At 72.3% G+C, this 16115-nt stretch carries 14 protein-coding genes; 8 read left to right on the plus strand and 6 right to left on the minus strand.

What is annotated here, in order from left to right; all coding sequences use genetic code 11:
- Positions 1 to 106: 106 nt before the first annotated feature.
- A complete protein-coding gene (locus IEZ06_RS25545) occupies positions 107 to 613 on the plus strand; it encodes a DinB family protein (protein ID WP_189239224.1) in 507 nt (168 codons plus the stop codon).
- Here IEZ06_RS25545 and IEZ06_RS25550 read toward each other — a convergent pair.
- The 3 genes from IEZ06_RS25550 to IEZ06_RS25560 all read right to left on the minus strand — a co-directional run bounded on the left by IEZ06_RS25550 (position 600) and on the right by IEZ06_RS25560 (position 3810).
- Complete coding sequence (locus IEZ06_RS25550) at positions 600 to 1244, minus strand: MarR family winged helix-turn-helix transcriptional regulator (RefSeq protein ID WP_189239225.1); 645 nt, start codon at positions 1242 to 1244, stop codon at positions 600 to 602. The two genes, IEZ06_RS25545 and IEZ06_RS25550, sit on opposite strands and share 14 nt — an antisense overlap.
- A 49-nt stretch (positions 1245 to 1293) precedes the next feature.
- On the minus strand, positions 1294 to 2598 hold the full coding sequence (locus IEZ06_RS25555; protein WP_229798667.1) for a M50 family metallopeptidase: 1305 nt from the start codon (positions 2596 to 2598) through the stop codon (positions 1294 to 1296).
- 96 nt (positions 2599 to 2694) lie between these two features.
- Positions 2695 to 3810 carry a PP2C family protein-serine/threonine phosphatase gene (locus tag IEZ06_RS25560; RefSeq protein WP_189239226.1) on the minus strand — a complete coding sequence of 372 codons (1116 nt, stop codon included), beginning with the start codon at positions 3808 to 3810 and terminating at the stop codon, positions 2695 to 2697.
- A 118-nt stretch (positions 3811 to 3928) separates the two neighbouring features.
- Here IEZ06_RS25560 and IEZ06_RS25565 point away from each other — a divergent pair, with 118 nt between their 5' ends.
- Both IEZ06_RS25565 and IEZ06_RS25570 read left to right on the plus strand, forming a co-directional pair.
- The gene (locus IEZ06_RS25565; protein WP_189239227.1) at positions 3929 to 5158 is read left to right on the plus strand and encodes a GNAT family N-acetyltransferase; all 1230 of its coding nucleotides are present in this window, start codon (positions 3929 to 3931) and stop codon (positions 5156 to 5158) included.
- An 80-nt stretch (positions 5159 to 5238) separates the two neighbouring features.
- Entirely contained in the window at positions 5239 to 5457 is a 219-nt protein-coding gene (locus IEZ06_RS25570) for a hypothetical protein (protein WP_189239228.1), read from the plus strand.
- On the opposite strand, the gene IEZ06_RS25575 is transcribed toward IEZ06_RS25570, so the two are convergent.
- On the minus strand, positions 5421 to 5888 hold the full coding sequence (locus IEZ06_RS25575; RefSeq protein WP_189239229.1) for a ribose-5-phosphate isomerase: 468 nt from the start codon (positions 5886 to 5888) through the stop codon (positions 5421 to 5423). The genes IEZ06_RS25570 and IEZ06_RS25575 overlap by 37 nt on opposite strands.
- A 99-nt stretch (positions 5889 to 5987) precedes the next feature.
- Between IEZ06_RS25575 and def the strand changes: the two genes are divergently transcribed.
- Positions 5988 to 6476 carry a peptide deformylase gene (gene def, locus IEZ06_RS25580; RefSeq protein ID WP_189239230.1) on the plus strand — a complete coding sequence of 163 codons (489 nt, stop codon included), beginning with the start codon at positions 5988 to 5990 and terminating at the stop codon, positions 6474 to 6476.
- A 133-nt stretch (positions 6477 to 6609) separates the two neighbouring features.
- On the opposite strand, the gene IEZ06_RS25585 is transcribed toward def, so the two are convergent.
- On the minus strand, positions 6610 to 8019 hold the full coding sequence (locus tag IEZ06_RS25585; protein ID WP_189239231.1) for an aldehyde dehydrogenase family protein: 1410 nt from the start codon (positions 8017 to 8019) through the stop codon (positions 6610 to 6612).
- A 382-nt stretch (positions 8020 to 8401) separates the two neighbouring features.
- Positions 8402 to 9022 (minus strand): mycothiol-dependent nitroreductase Rv2466c family protein, encoded by a 621-nt coding sequence (locus IEZ06_RS25590; protein ID WP_189239232.1) that lies wholly within the window; start codon positions 9020 to 9022, stop codon positions 8402 to 8404.
- A gap of 223 nt (positions 9023 to 9245) precedes the next feature.
- Here IEZ06_RS25590 and pepN point away from each other — a divergent pair, with 223 nt between their 5' ends.
- From pepN to ilvD, 4 genes are all read left to right on the plus strand, one after another.
- Entirely contained in the window at positions 9246 to 11819 is a 2574-nt protein-coding gene (gene pepN, locus IEZ06_RS25595) for an aminopeptidase N (RefSeq protein WP_189239233.1), read from the plus strand.
- A 229-nt stretch (positions 11820 to 12048) separates the two neighbouring features.
- Complete coding sequence (locus IEZ06_RS25600; protein WP_189239234.1) at positions 12049 to 13032, plus strand: hypothetical protein; 984 nt, start codon at positions 12049 to 12051, stop codon at positions 13030 to 13032.
- 131 nt (positions 13033 to 13163) lie between these two features.
- On the plus strand, positions 13164 to 13976 hold the full coding sequence (locus IEZ06_RS25605) for a nuclease-related domain-containing protein (protein ID WP_229798671.1): 813 nt from the start codon (positions 13164 to 13166) through the stop codon (positions 13974 to 13976).
- Between the two features lie 207 nt (positions 13977 to 14183).
- Entirely contained in the window at positions 14184 to 16022 is a 1839-nt protein-coding gene (gene ilvD / locus IEZ06_RS25610) for a dihydroxy-acid dehydratase (RefSeq protein ID WP_189239236.1), read from the plus strand.
- The last annotated feature ends 93 nt before the right edge of the window (positions 16023 to 16115 follow it).

The following is a 16115-nucleotide window of genomic DNA, read 5'->3' on the forward strand; positions in this document are numbered from 1 at the left end:
AAAGCGCGTGCTTCTCACCTGAGCCAGGGGTCGTAACGATCACGAAATGTGGGCCAGATCCAAAACGGTATGACAGTGATCGGGCATGCGGGCAGGATGGGGGCCCATGACTGACAACCGGGTCAATCCCCCCTTCATCGCCGACGAGACGTCCATGCTGCACAGCTGGCTGGACTGGCACCGCGAGACCCTCGCCGTCAAGTGCGCCGGCCTGACCGAGGAGCAGCTTCGGCTGCGAGCCGCCGCGCCGTCCGCGCTCTCGCTGCTGGGCCTGGTCCGGCACCTGGCCGAGGTGGAGCGCTACTGGTTCCGCGAGATCTTGATGGGCGAGGACGTGCCCGACCTCTTCTGCACCCGGGAGGACCCCGACGGGGACTTCGACAACGTGGAGACCGCCTCGGCCGAGGAGGCGTTCGCCCACTGGCGGACCGCGATCGAGGACGCCCGGCGCATCTCCGCCGGACTGCCGCTGGAGACCGCGGGCAAGACCCTGCGCAGGGGCGGGGAGGTCTCGCTCCGCTGGATCCTGGTCCACATGATCGAGGAGTACGCCCGGCACAACGGCCACGCCGACATCATCCGCGAGCACATCGACGGCGTCACGGGCGAGTAGTCACGCCCCGGGCCGGATCGGCGGGCCCGCCGTCCGGGACCGTGCCGGGTTCCCCGCCCGGAGCGGGCTCCGCCGGGCCTCCGGGCTCCGGGGCCGTACCGGACGCCACCGGCCCGCCGGTCCCGCCGCCCTCCAGCGCCTCGGCGATCAGGTGGTCGAGGGCGACCGCATCCGCCGGACGGGCCGTGGCCGCCTCGGCGAACCGGGTGAGCAGCCGGGCGAACGCCTCCCGGTCCGTCCGGTCCCAGCCGGCCATCAGGCCGTCGAGGTAGGCCCTCCGGTAGCGGACCACCGCCTCCAGGACCCTGCGCCCGGTCGCGCTCAGCACCAGCCGGGCCCGCCGGGCGTCGACCTCGGACTCCTCGCGGGTCACCAGGCCCGCGCCGATCGCGTCGTTGACCAGCCTGCTCGCCGTGGACGGGTCGACGTCGAGCTGCTCGGCGACGGCCCCCACGGTCACCTCGGCGACGTCCAGGCTCAGCTTGTGCACGGCGTGCACGACCATCACGTTGGACATCTGCACCGGCCGCTGCGGATCGGCGGCCTTGCGCGCACGCAGCGGCCGCGACCATATCCGGCGCAACCGGAACAGGGCCACGTCGATCACCGCTCCGGGCGTCCCGTCCTCCACGGCCCCACCCTATCGGCGGCCGCCGCGGCAGGCCGCGCGCGGAGCCGGGTCAGCCGGCCAGGCGGATCGGGTTGACCAGGTCGGCGTACATCAGCAGGCCGGCCATGATGATCATTGTGAAGGCCAGCACGTAGGTCAGCGGGAGCACCTTGGCGATGTCCACGTGCGCCGGCTCGGGCCTGCGGGTGACACGGGCGAAGCCGCGCTTGACCCCCTCCCAGAGACCGCCGGCGATGTGGCCGCCGTCCAGCGGGAGCAGCGGGATCAGGTTGAACAGGCCGATCGCCAGGTTGAAGCTGGCCAGCAGGCTGACGAAGACGGCCGCCTTGTTCTCCAGCGGGGCGTCGGAGGCCGCGATCTCGCCGCCGATGCGGCTGACGCCGATGACGCCGATGGGGCCGTCCTTGTCGCGCTCCTCCCCGGAGAAGGCGGCGTTCCAGACGCCGACCATCTTCTCCGGGAAGCGCAGCAGCGCGGCGGCGGTCCTGGAGGTGATGTCCCCCATGTGCGCGACCACGGCGCCGAAGCTCTGCTTCTCGATGACCTGCTTGGGGCTGACCCCCAGGTAGCCGACCCGCTCCGTCTTGCCGGGCTCGTCGAGGGACTCGCGGTCCTGGGCGATGAGGGTGGCCGTGACGGTCATCGGCTGCCCGCCCCGGGTGATGCCGATCTGCACCGGCCCGGCGCCGCTGCCGCGGATGGCGCGGGTCGCCGCCTCCCAGGTGACGACGGGCCTGCCGGCCACCGAGACGATGACGTCGCCGGGCCGCAGTCCCGCCGCGGCGGCGGGGCTGGCCGCGTCGGCGGCGGTGCACTCGGGGTTGGCGGCGTACTGGGCGGCGGTCTTCACGCACTCCGGGACCGAGGCGACCTCCGTCTTCAGCACCGTGGTGCCGAATCCCATGAGCACGATGGCGAACAGGACGAAGGCCAGCACGAAGTTCATCGCCGGGCCGCCCGTCATGATGATGACCTTCTGCCACCAGGGCTTGCGGTAGAAGACGCGGTCCTCGTCCCCCGGGCGGACCTCCTCCAGCGCGACCTCGCGGGCGTTCTCGATCAGGCCCTGCCAGGGGCCGGTGGAGACCGAGCGCACCTTGCCCGGTTCGTCGCCGGCGCGGGGCGGCAGCATGCCGATCATGCGGATGTATCCGCCGAGGGGGATCCACTTGACGCCGTACTCGGTCTCGCCGCGGCGGCGCGACCACATCGTCGGCCCGAAACCGACCATGTACTGCGTGACCCTGACGCCGAACAGCTTCGCCGGCACGAGGTGGCCGATCTCGTGCAGTCCGATCGAGGCCATCAGTCCCAGAAGGAAGAGGACGATGCCGATCAGGAAAAGCAGGTCCACAGAGGTTCCCCCTGGTCGCGGATTTACCAGCAATGCCCCATAAGAGACTAGCCGAAGCCCCTGCCACCGGGACCGCGCTCCGGGATCGCGAGCGGGTCAGGGCCGCCAGATGAGGATCAGCGCGCAGTCGTCGTTGTGCCCCGACGACATGGAGGTGACCAGGTTGCGCGCCCCGCCCGCGAAGCCCGAGGGCAGCAGCCGCTCGGCCTCGCCCAGCAGCCGGTCGAGACCGGCGTCGATGTCGCGGCCCGGCTGCTCGATCAGCCCGTCGGTGTAGAGCATGAGCGCGTCGCCCTTGCGGAGGGTCCCCCGGTCGGGCTCGCAGTGCAGGTCCGGGACGACCCCCAGGACCACCCCCTTGGCGGAGGAGACCCGCCAGGTGCCCGTCCCCGCCTCGAACGTGACCACCGGCGGGTGCCCGGCCGAGGTGATCTCGTACTCGCCCGTGGCCAGGTCGATCCGGACGTGGACGGCGGTGACGAAGCCCTCGGCCTCCCGCTGGCGGTGCAGGTAGGCGTTGCAGGCGGGCAGGAAGTCGGAGACCGAGCCGAGCAGGCCGCCGAAGGTCCCCGACAGCATCAGGGCCCGGGTGCCCGCGTCGACGCCCTTGCCCGACACGTCGACCAGGGCCAGCTCCAGCATGTCGCCGTCGCGCGCGGAGACCAGGAAGTCGCCCCCGAAGGAGGAGCCTCCGGCCTGCTTGAGCACCACCTTCGAGCCCCAGTCCTTGGGCAGCGGGGGCAGCTCGCTCTGCTTCTTGAGCCGGTCGCGCAGCTCCAGCAGCATCACGTCGCCGCGCAGTCCCTGCACGCCGAGCTGCCCCCGGGTGCGGGACATGAGGGCGGCCAGCACGGCGGTGAAGCCGAAGGCCGCCAGCAGTCCGGGACCGATGTGCGCCGGGCCGGCGGCGAAGCCGACGTAGGCCAGCGCGACCACGGCCGCGCCGAGCAGCTTGGCCAGGCTCCGCAGCCGGAGCTGCAGCCCGCCGACCAGGATGACGGGGATCACGAGCGCCGGGGAGAACCACTCGACCGAGACGCGCGCGGCCAGCCCGCCGATCACCAGCGTCAGCACGATCAGCGTGATGAGCAGGTTGCGGTCGCGGGCCAGCGGCCCCCGGCGGAGGAACCGCACGATGGGCACCAGGAAGGGGACCCGCACCAGGAACGCGCGGAGCCCTGCGGGGATCAACGGCGCCGGTCGGGAACTCATGATGCGCTCGACTGTAGCGGGCCGCCCGCCTTTTGGGCAGCCCACTTGACCAACACCTTGATCATTAAGCACGTATATTCGATGGCCGGAAACGGCCGTTCTGCCTACCGTGGGAGGAATGAGTCTCACCCTGCGGCCGATGACAGAATCCGACTGGCCCGAATGGATCGCCGTCGACGAGGAGGCGTTCGGCAACGCCTTCCCTGCGCACCGCGTCGAACTGTTCCGGAACAACACCGAGTTCGACCGCTCGCTGGGCGCCTTCGAAGGCGGTCTGCTGGTGGGCGTCACCGCGGTGTGCAGCTTCACCATGACGGTCCCCGGCGGCCCGATCCCGGTCGGCGGGGTCACCGCCGTCGGCGTGCTCCCCTCGCACCGCCGCCGGGGCGTGCTGACCGCCCTGATGACCCGCCAGCTGGCGGACCTGCACGAGCGGGGTGAGGCCGTCGCCGCGCTCTACGCCTCCGAGGCGGCGATCTACGGGCGGTTCGGGTACGGCAGGGCCGCCGACAGCCTGTTCTTCGACATCCCCACCCGCGGCACGGCCCTGGCCCCGCACGCCCCGGCCGATCCCGCGCTGCGCCTGCGGATCGTCAGGCCCGCCGAGAGCAGGGAGGTCTTCGAGAAGGTCTTCGAGGCCGCGCTCGACAGCCGTCCCGGCCTCTACGCCCGCACGTCCGCGCGCTGGGACGCGGTCCTGTCCGACCACGAGGCCGACCAGAACGGCGCCGGCCCGCTCCGGGCGGTCGTCGCCGAGGACGACGGCGGCCCGCGCGGCTACGCGCTGTTCCGGATCAAGGCGGGCGTCACCGAGCACGACGAGCCGGACGGCGAGCTGCGGCTGAAGGAGCTCTTCGGCCTGGACCCGGCCGCCTACGCGCTGCTCTGGCGGCACCTGCTCGACCGCGACCTGGTCGCCCGGGTGAAGGCCTGGAGCCGCCCCTCCGACGACCCGCTGATCCACCTGCTGGCCGAGCCGCGCCGACTGCGCGCGGGCTGGCTCGACGACCTGTGGGTCCGGATCGTGGACGTCGGGCGGGCCCTCCCCGCGCGCCGGTACGCCGCGCCGGTGGACGTGGTGGTCGAGGTCGAGGACGCCGTCTGCCCGTGGAACGCCGGCCGCTGGCGGCTGACCGCCGACACCGAGGCGGCCCGGTGCGCGCCCACCGGGGAGGCCGCCGACCTGGTGCTGCCGGTCACCGCGCTGGGCGCCGCCTACCTGGGCGGCCGGTCGCTCACGGCGCTGCAGGCGGCCGGCGTCGTGCGCGAGGCGCGGGCGGGAGCCGTACGGGAGCTGTCCGCGGCCCTGTCGTGGGAGCCGGCCCCCTGGGCGGGCCTGGTCTTCTGAGACCCCGGCTCCCCGGGAGCCCGGCCGCCGGCGGAGCCCGGCCCGTCGGCGCGGCACGGTCGGCGGGTTATCGTGACGGCATGGCACTGCAGAGCTTGCAGATCACGGCGATCACCGCGATGCGGGCCCGGGACGTCTCCCGGCCCTCCAAGGAGCAGCAGGAGGCCGCCGACCGGCGGCCCCTGCGCGACGAGACCCCCCGCAGGGAGCCGGCGCGCAGGGGCCGGGACAGGCAGGGACGGGCGGAGCCGGGGCCGGGCGGCTACGGCAGCGGCGGGAGCTCCCCGGTCGTCTCGTAGGAGGCGAGCTGCTCGATGCGGCGGCTGTGCCGCTCGGCGCCCGAGTAGGGGGTCGACAGGAAGAGCTCGACGAACCTGGTCGACTCCTCCTGCGGATGCATGCGCCCGCCGATGCTGATCACGTTGGCGTCGTTGTGCTCGCGGGCCAGTTTGGCGGTGTCCTCGCTCCAGGCCAGGGCCGCGCGGATGCCGCGCACCTTGTTGGCCGCGATCTGCTCGCCGTTGCCCGAGCCGCCGATGACGACCCCGAGGCTGCCGGGGTCACCCGCGACGCCCTCGGCCGCGCGCAGGACGAACGGCGGATAGTCGTCCTCGGCGTCGTAGACGGACGGACCGCAGTCGACGACCTCGTGGCCGTGCTCCTTCAGCCAGGAGACGAGGTGGTTCTTGAGCTCATAGCCGGCATGGTCGGCACCGATGTAGACACGCACGGGCCCAGTGTGGCAGGTGAAGATGTCCGGCCGGACCCCCACCCCCCGCTAGAGTAATGACCGGTCTGCTACAAGAACCCTTACATCCGGGAGCCCTCCATGCGCGACATCCGAGTGATCGGGGATCCGGTCCTGCGCACGCCCGCCGAGACGGTCGTGGACTTCGACCGCGATCTGCGCCGCCTGGTCGACGAGATGTTCGCCGCGATGTACTCCGCGCAGGGCGTCGGCCTGGCGGGTCCGCAGATCGGCGTGTCGAAGCGGATCTTCGTCTACGACTGCAGCAACCGCAAGGGCCATGTGATCAACCCCGAGCTGACGGTCGACGACGACGCCGAGATGGTCGACGAGGAGGGCTGCCTGTCGGTCCCGAGCCGCGAGACGGGCAAGCCCCTCTACGCCAGGACCCCGCGCGCCTCGGGGGTCACCGTCACCGGGGTCGACCGCCTCGGCCGCCCGGTGCGGGTCCGGGCGCGCGGCATGCTCGCCCGGTGCTTCCAGCACGAGACCGACCACCTGAACGGCATGCTCTACGTCGACCGGCTGGCCAAGGACGCCGCCCGCAAGGTCCTGCTCCAGACGCCCTGACCCGGTCCCGCCCGCCGCGGCCGGGAGCGCGCGCCCGCCGCGGAGTCCCCGGGGCGGGCGGTCCGCACGTCCGCGGCCCTGGACCTGCGCCCCTCCCGGAGAGGCCGGAGCCCGCGCCCCTCCCGGAGAGGGGTCAGAGCTGGAGCGACTTGGTCTCCAGATACTCCTCCAGGCCGAACTCCCCCAGCTCGCGCCCGAGACCGGACTGCTTGTAGCCCCCGAAGGGGGCCAGCGGGTTGAACCGGCCGCCGTTGATCGCCACCTGGCCGGTGCGCAGCCGCCGCGCCAAGGAGACGGCCCGGTTCTCGCTGCCCGCCCACACCGCGCCCGCCAGGCCGTACGGCGTGCCGTCGGCGATGGCGACCGCCTCGTCCTCCCCCCGGCTGTAGGGGACGATCGTCAGGACGGGGCCGAAGATCTCCTCCTGCTCGATGACCATGCCGGGCTCCACCCCGGCGAAGACCGTGGGCTCCACGTAGAAGCCCCTGCCCGCAGGGCGGTCGGCGCCTCCGGCGACCAGCCGGGCGCCCTCCTCCTGGCCCCGGTTGATGTAGCGGACGACGCGGTCGCGCTGCGCGGCGGAGACCAGCGGGCCGAGCCGGGTGGCCTCGTCGAAGGGGTCGCCGACGGTGTACTTGCCGGCGGCCGCCACGGCGAGCCTGACGGCCTCGTCGTACTGGTCGCGGTGGACGATCATGCGGGTCCAGGCGGAGCAGGTCTGGCCGGAGTTGAGGAAGGCGTTGGCCACCGTCGTCTTGACCGCCGTCGGCAGGTCGGCGTCCGGCAGGATCACGCTCGCCGACTTGCCGCCGAGCTCCAGCGCCACCCGCTTGACCGTCTCGGCGGCGAGCGCGGCGACCCGGCGCCCGGCCGCGGTGGAGCCGGTGAAGGAGACCATGTCCACGCCGGGGTGGGCGGCGACGGCCTCGCCGACGACCGGGCCGTGGCCGCTCACCATGTTGAACACCCCGGCGGGCAGCCCCACCTCGTCGAAGACCCCGGCCAGCGCGAAGGCCGCCAGCGGCGCCACCTCGCTGGGCTTCAGCACGACCGTGCAGCCGGCGGCGAGCGCCGGCCCGACCTTGCACACGATCTGGTGGAGCGGGTAGTTCCACGGCGTGATGGCGCCGACCACGCCGACCGGCTCCCGCAGGATCCAGGAGTTGCCGATCCTGCGGGTGTCGAACTCGTAGGCCTCGGCCAGCCGGGCGTAGGAGTCCAGCACCTCGGCGGGCATCAGGGTCTGCACCTTCAGCGCCATGCCGTAGGGGGCGCCCATGTCGGTGGAGATGATCCTGGCTATCTGGTCGGAGCGCTCCCGGATGAGCGCCGCCGCCGCGGCGAGGACCTTGCCCCGCTCGGCGGGGGGCGTGGCCGACCACCGCGGCAGGGCCGCGCGGGCGGCGGCCACGGCCGCCTCCACGTCGGCGGGCGACCCCGCGGGGACCCGGTCGATCAGCTCCTCGGTCGCGGGGTTGACGACGTCGATGCTCGCACCCGACGCCGACGGCCGCCATGCTCCGTCCAGATAAAGGTGACGCATTCCCTCATCCTTGCGCGAGGACCGGGGGAAGGCGAGAGTCCCGATCGCTACGCGGCGTGTTCGTCACATCACCGACCGCTGAAGGCGCGGCTGGATGCTGTCCGTCGCTTCGTCCGCCAAGAATACGGAGGAGCGTCCCGGTCGGTGGTGAATAGCCGAGATCTCGCATGTTCGCCATGTCCCGTCGCATCTCACCGCACATGAGGGCGACACCGCTCCGTCGCGTCTCGTCACACGTACGAGCGACACGGCTCCCGTCGCGTCTCGTCACACGTACGGCCGGCACGGCTCCCGTCGTACGCGGTCCCGGCATACGGGGCCGTACGGCTCCCGTCGCGAGTGCGGCCGCGCGGCCGGTCCCCCGGGCGCGCGGCCCACCGGCTCAGTCGAAGATCGGCGGCCGGGTGCGGGAGCGCTTCAGCTCGAAGAAGCCGTCGAAGCCGGCGACCAGCCGGACACCGTCCCAGAGCCTGCCCGCCTCCTCGCCCTTGGGCGCGGGCGAGATGACCGGGCCGAAGAACGCGACGTCGCCCACCGCGATCACCGGGGTGCCGACCTCCTGGCCGACCCGGTCGATGCCGTCGGCGTGCGAGGCGCGCAGTGCCCCGTCGTACTCGTCGGAGTCCATCGCGTCGGCGAACGCGCGGTCCAGGCCCGCCGCCTCGAGCGCCTCCTCCACCGTCTCGCGGAGGGTGTCGAGCTGCTTGACCCTGCCCTGGTTGTGGAAGCGGACGCCCAGCTCGGTGTAGAGCCGGCCGACCGTCTCGGAGTCGTGCTTCTCCTGCACCGCGGTGACCACCCGGACCGGGCCGAGGGCCCTGCCGATCATCTCGCGGTAGTCCTCGGGGACGTCCTTGCCCTCGTTGAGGACGTACAGGCTCATGATGTGCCAGCGCGGCTCGATCGGCCGCACCTTCTCCACCTCCAGCAGCCAGCGCGAGGTCATCCACGCGAAGGGGCAGAAGGGGTCGAACCAGAGGTCCACCGGTGTGCGCTCGGTCATCGGTCAGTTCTCTCCTCAAAAGGATGTTCCTCCAGGCGACAACCCCTCACGCAAGAGGTCGTATTCCGCTCGCGGGCGATCGCCCCGGAGATCCTCCCCGCCCTCCGGGGAGGAGTCCGGGCCGTCATCCGATCTTCCAGGCGACGATTCGCCGCCCCTCGTGGCAGGATTCAGAACAGTCCTCCAGCAACGGAGCGGAGGAAGTTGCGACGAGGGAGCGGTAGTGGCAGGCAATCTGACCCGTGACGAGGCCCGCGAGCGCGCACGGTTGCTCAGCGTGCAGTCGTATGCGGTGGAGCTCGACCTGACCGAGGGTGAGGAGCGCTTCGAGAGCGTCACCACGGTCCGCTTCACCAGCACCCGGGCCGGCGCTGAGACGTTCATCGACCTGGCCGGCGCCAAGGTGCGCAAGGCCGTGCTCAACGGCGCCGAGCTCGACGTGAGCACCTACGACCTCGAGACCGGCCGGCTCCCCCTGCCGGGCCTGGCCGAGAGCAACGAGCTGCAGATCGACGCCGACTGCTCCTACATGCGCACCGGCGAGGGCCTGCACCGTTTCGTCGACCCGGTCGACAAGAGCGTCTACCTGCACAGCCAGTTCGAGACGGCCGACGCCCACCGGATGTACGCCTGCTTCGACCAGCCCGACCTGAAGGCGACCTTCGAGCTGACCGTGCTCGCGCCCTCCCACTGGGAGGTGATCTCCAACGCGGCGCCCGACGAGATCGAGGACCTCCCCGAGCACCGCGGCAGGCACGGGGCCCTGCAGGCGTCCAAGCGCTGGCACTTCCCGCCCACCCCGGTGATGAGCACCTACATCACCGCGCTGTGCGCCGGGCCGTACCACAAGGTGACCTCCGAGCACGACGGCATCCCGCTGGGCCTGTACTGCCGGGCCTCGCTCGCCGAGCACCTCGACGCCGACAACATCTTCGAGGTCACCCGGCAGGGCTTCGACTTCTTCCACAAGGTGTTCGGCCTGCGCTACCCCTTCGGCAAGTACGACCAGCTGTTCGTGCCGGAGTTCAACGCCGGGGCGATGGAGAACGCCGGCTGCGTGACGTTCCTGGAGGACTACGTCTTCCGCTCCCGCGTCACCGACGCCGTCATCGAGCGCCGCGCCGAGACGATCCTGCACGAGATGGCGCACATGTGGTTCGGCGACCTGGTCACCATGCGCTGGTGGGACGACCTGTGGCTGAACGAGTCCTTCGCCACCTACGCCTCGGTGCTCTGCCAGGCCGAGGCCACCCGCTGGGGCCAGGGCGCCTGGACGACCTTCGCCAACGTGGAGAAGGCCTGGGCCTACCGCCAGGACCAGCTGCCCTCCACCCACCCGATCGCCGCCGACATCGTCGACATGCACGCGGTCGAGGTCAACTTCGACGGCATCACCTACGCCAAGGGCGCCTCGGTCCTCAAGCAGCTCGTCGCCTACGTCGGCCTGGACAACTTCCTGGCGGGCGTGCGCGACTACTTCAACGAGCACGCCTGGGGCAACACCGAACTGTCCGACCTGCTGCGCGCGCTGGAGCGCACCAGCGGCCGCAACCTGTCGGAATGGTCCAAGGAGTGGCTGGAGACCTCCTGGGTCAACACCCTGCGCCCGGCCTTCGAGGTCGACGAGGCGGGCCGCTTCACGAGCTTCGAGGTGCTGCAGGAGGCTCCGGCCGACTACCCGACGCTGCGCTCGCACCGCGTCGCCATCGGCCTGTACTCCCACTCCGGTGACGCGCTCGTCCGCGTCAAGCGGGTCGAACTCGACGTGGTCGGCGCCCGTACGGCCGTGGCCGAGCTGGTCGGCGAGGTCCAGCCGGACCTGGTGCTGATCAACGACGACGACCTGACCTACGCCAAGGTCCGGCTGGACGATCGCTCGCTGCGCACGCTGGTCTCCGGCGGCATCGCGAAGTTCGCCGGGCCGTCGGGGTCGCTGCCGCGCGCCCTGTGCTGGTCGGCGGCCTGGGACATGACCCGCGACGCCGAGATGGCCACCCGCGACTACGTGGCGCTGGTCACCTCCGGCATCGCCTCGGTCGAGGACATCACCGTCGCCCAGACCGTGCTGCGCCAGGCCCGCCTGGCCGTCCAGCAGTACGCCGACCCCGCCTGGCGCGCCGAGGGCCTGAGCCTGCTGGCCTCGGCGCTGCGCTCCCTCGTCGCCGCGGCGGAGCCCGGCTCGGACCACCAGCTGGCCTACGTCAACGCCCTGGCCGCCACCGCCGTCTCCGCCGACGACATGGCGTTCCTTTCGGGTCTGCTGGACGGCACGACCGTCCTTGCGGGCCTGACCGTCGACACCGACCTGCGCTGGACCCTCACCCAGGCGCTGGTCTCCGGCGGCGTGCTCGGTGACGCCGACATCGCCGAGGAGCTGCTGCGCGACCCCACCGCGACCGGTGAGCGCGCCGCCGCCCTGGCCCGCGCCGCCCTCCCGACCGCCGAGGGCAAGGCCGGCGCCTGGAACGCGATCACCGAGGGCGGGCTGAGCGGCGCGCTGCTCCGCTCGACGATCGGCGGCTTCATGGACCCGCGCCACCCCGAGCTGCTGGAGCCGTACGCCGACCGGTACTTCGCGGAGATCGGCCGGATCTGGAAGTCCTGGACCTCCGACAGCGCCCAGAACTTCGCCAACGGCTGCTACCCGGCCCTGGCCGTCTCCCCGGAGACCGTCGCCAGGACCGAGCGGCTGATCGAGGAGAGCAACCCGCCGCACGCGCTCAGGCGCCTGCTCCTGGAGGGCGCCGACGGCGTCCGCCGCGCCCTGCGGGCCCAGGCCAGGGACGCGTCGGCCTGAGAGACCGGACCGGCAGGCGCCCCCGCGGGAAACGGCGGGGGCGCCGTCGCGTTCCGGCTCCGAACGCTCCGGATGCTCCGGACCGGGGCGCCACAGCGCCCCCGCACCGGGCGCGCCAGGCTCCGCACACGCTGCACACTCCGTCCACCGGGGGCGCCGCCGCGCTCCCCGAGACGGCCCCGGCGGTTCCGCGAACCGCCGGGGCCGGGAAAAGTGAGGCCGTCCGCCGATGGATTCGGTACAGGACCTGCTCGTCGCGCTCGCCAGGCGGCACGCGTTCGCCGACCTCGAGGCCCTCACCGACGATCCCGAGGTCGCCGCGGTGTGCGAGTTCGGCCATCGGCTGCTCTCCCTCGACGCCGAGGACTTCGCCGCCGAGGCCCGGCGGGTTCCCCCCGCCCTGCGGCGGCGCGCGCGGGCGTGCACCATGCCGCAGACCCCCAGGGAGCAGCCGCGCGGCGCGCTGGAGTCGCTGCGCCCGGCCTACGGGCTGCTGCTGGAGGTGATCGCGATCCGCTGGGAGCGGCGCGAGCTCAGCCCCATGGTGGCCGCCCTGCACATCGCCAGCGAGTACCTCCCGATGCTCGCCTTCGAGTCGGTGCTCGGCCACGCGGGCGACCCGGTCCGCTGGCCCGCCGGGCTGAGCTCGCCCGGCAGCAGGTTCGGCGTGATCGGCGACCGCGAGTGCGACCACACCAAGTCCGAGCAGTCGGCCGCCAACCGGACCCTGCGGGTGGCCGTGGAACCCGCCGAGGGCTGGCGGGCCTACTTCGACCGCCAGCACAGCCAGGTCGCCGGCGCGCTGGCCACCTGCGTGTCCGACTGCCGCAGCCCCTGCACCGCGATGGACTGGGTGACCCAGAGCTCGCGCGAGGACCTGGCCCTGCGCTCACGGGTCGCGCTGGCCTTCGCCGAGACCCCGCTGGTACGGCTCCGCCACGCGGCGCCGGTGGGCCACGGGTTCGGCGTGCCCTCGCCCGAGGAGGTCCTCGAGGCGTGGGAGCGCAGCCGGGTCCTGCTGGCCAAGAACGAGGTGGGCGGCGCGGCCGGGCGGGAGGACGGATTTCCGCTGCCCGGTCTGCCCAGCCTCTTCTCCGCCGTCGCCGCCGCCCCGGTGACCGTCTCGACGCTGCTGGAGGACATCACCGTCCACCTGGTCGGACTGCTGAGATCCGGCGGAGACGGGGCCTCGGGGCGCACGGGGGTTCTCTAGAGAGGAAATGTATGGATACCCGCTGCGGTGCACCCTCATGCGGGTGACCGTGGTCACAAAAGTGTGAGTTAGGGACTACTAGGCACCCTCTTTGAACTTCGGCTACCGTGAGTCACGTGGACTCCGGTCATGTGCCAGAAGACGGTAACAGCACGTCACCGCTCCGGGTCGGTGATCGCCGGGCCGAGGAGAGGCCGGCGGCTCGGCCCGTCGCGCCCGCGTCTACGTACGCGCCGACCGCCGAGCGGGCCTCCCTGCGCGGCCTGCTCGGCCATCCCCGCTACCGTCCACTCCGCCGCCGGCTGCTGATCGCGGTCGTCGCGGGAGTGGCGGGGGGCTTCCTGCTCGCCGGCTGGCGCTGGGGGGTCACCACCGCCGTGCTGGCCGCGATCGCCGACACGGTGGTGCGCGCCCGCTCGCACTCGACCGTGCCCGCCTGGCGGCGTGCCTCGGTCGCCGAGCGGCGCACCGAGGCGCAGCTGAAACGGCTGGAGCGCAGCGGCTACCGCACTCTGCACGCCCGCGCGATCCCGGACAGCGAGGCCCAGATCGACCATCTGGTCATCGGCCCCACGGGGGTCTACGCCGTCGACTCCGAAAAGTGGGACAAGCGGCTCCCGGTGCGGGTGCAGTCGCACCGCAAGCTGTTCCACGGCCCGTTCGACCAGAAGAAGCGCCTGGACGAGGCCCGCTGGGAGGCGAGCCGGGCCGCCGAACTGATCGGCAAGGCGCTCGGCCGCGAGGTCGTCATCGTCCCCTCCCTCGCGATCTACGGGCCGCCCGTCCCGTGGAAGGTCCTCACCGTCCGCGAGGTCGACGTGTTCGACGGCTCTCGGGTCCGCAAGTGGATCACCAAGCGGGAGCGCTCGCTCACCGACGCCGAGATCCGGAAGATCTACGAGATCGCCGAGCGGGTCCTGCCCTCCCGCTATCCCGAGAGCTGACGCGCTCCCCGTTCCCCGTCCGGACGCCCGGTGGCCCCCGCCGCCGGGCGTTCCGCGTCCCCCGGCGCCGCGGTCACCGCACCGGACGCGCTCCGGACGTCCGCCCTGGGCATCGCGGGGGACGTCCGCCACATGGACCGCGGGTCTCATCAGGCGGGCGCTGGCCGTACCATTTGAAGACTCAGCGTCGATGATGGGAGAAGCGTCATGCCGGCCCTCAGGTCTCGTACGGTCACTCACGGCAGGAACATGGCCGGAGCCCGGGCCCTGCTCCGGGCGACGGGCGTGGACGGCGGTGACTTCGGCAAACCGATCATCGCCGTGGCCAACAGCTTCACCCAGTTCGTCCCCGGGCACGTCCACCTGCGCGAGGTCGGCGACGTCGTCGCCGGGGCGATCCGCGAGGCCGGGGCCATCCCGCGGGAGTTCAACACGATCGCGGTCGACGACGGCATCGCCATGGGCCACGGCGGCATGCTCTACTCGCTGCCCAGCCGCGAGCTCATCGCCGACGCGGTCGAGTACATGGTCAACGCCCACTGCGCGGACGCGCTGATCTGCGTCTCCAACTGCGACAAGATCACCCCGGGCATGCTGCTGGCCGCGTTCCGGCTCAACATCCCCACGGTCTTCGTCTCCGGCGGGCCGATGGAGGCCGGCAAGACGGCGGGCCGGAAGCTCGACCTGATCGACCCGATGATCGCCGCCGCCAACGAGGACGTCTCCGACGCCGAGCTGCTGGAGATGGAGGAGAACGCCTGCCCGACCTGCGGCTCGTGCAGCGGGATGTTCACCGCCAACTCGATGAACTGCCTCGCCGAGGCCATCGGCCTGGCGCTTCCGGGCAACGGCACGATCCTGGCCACGCACAAGGCCCGCAAGAAGCTGTTCCAGGACGCCGGCCGGCAGCTGGTGGAGATCACCCGCCGCTACTACGAGCAGGACGACGAGAGCGTGCTGCCGCGCAGCATCGCCACCAAGGAGGCGTTCGAGAACGCCATGACGCTGGACGTGGCGATGGGCGGGTCTACCAACACGATCCTGCACATCCTCGCCGCGGCCCGCGAGGCCCAGGTCGACTTCGGCCTGAAGGAGATCAACGAGATCTCGCTGCGGGTGCCGTGCCTGTGCAAGGTCGCCCCGGCCACGGACAAGTACCACATCGAGGACGTGCACCGGGCCGGCGGCATCCCCGCCATCCTGGGCGAGCTCGACCGGGGCGGGCTGCTCCACCGCGACGTGCCCACCGTCAACGGCGGCACGCTGGGCGACTACCTCGACGCCTGGGACCCGAAGTCGGCCGGCGCCCTGCCCGAGGCGCGGGAGCTGTGGCACGCCGCCCCCGGCAACGTCCGGACCGTCAAGCCGTACTCCCAGGAGGCCCGCTGGGACTCCCTCGACCTCGACCGCGAGGGCGGCTGCGTGCGCGACATCGAGCACGCCTACACCCGCGACGGCGGTCTGGCCGTGCTCTACGGCAACATCGCCGCCGAGGGCTGCATCGTCAAGACCGCCGGGGTCGACGAGTCGATCTGGCGGTTCTCCGGGCCCGCGGTGGTCTTCGAGTCGCAGGAGGACGCGGTCGAGGGCATCCTGAACAACCGCGTCAAGGAGGGCGACGTCGTCGTCATCCGCTACGAGGGCCCCAAGGGCGGGCCGGGCATGCAGGAGATGCTCTACCCGACCTCGTTCCTGAAGGGCAAGGGGCTGGGCAAGGCCTGCGCGCTGATCACCGACGGCCGCTTCTCCGGCGGCACCAGCGGACTGTCCATCGGCCACGCGTCCCCGGAGGCGGCCGAGGGCGGGACCATCGCCCTGGTCGAGGACGGCGACCTCGTCGAGATCGACATCCCGGGCCGCTCGATCGAGCTGAAGGTGCCGGAGCAGGAGCTGGCCGCCCGCCGCGAGCGGCTCCTGGCCGACCTGGGCGGCTACCGCCCGCGTGACCGCCACCGCCCGGTGACGGCCGCGCTCCAGGCCTACGCCGCGCTGACCACCTCGGCCTCCACCGGGGCCTCGCGCGACCTGTCCCAGCTCTCCCGGTAGACGCGTCCGCGCAGGACCGCCGACGGGCGGTCCTGCGCGTTCCGGGCCCCGCCCGGGTACGGCCCCGGCGACATCCCGGACTTTCCCCCGGGT

The sequence above is a fragment of the Planomonospora antibiotica genome, from assembly GCF_014647955.1.
In the GTDB taxonomy this organism is placed as follows: Bacteria; Actinomycetota; Actinomycetes; order Streptosporangiales; family Streptosporangiaceae; genus Planomonospora; species Planomonospora parontospora.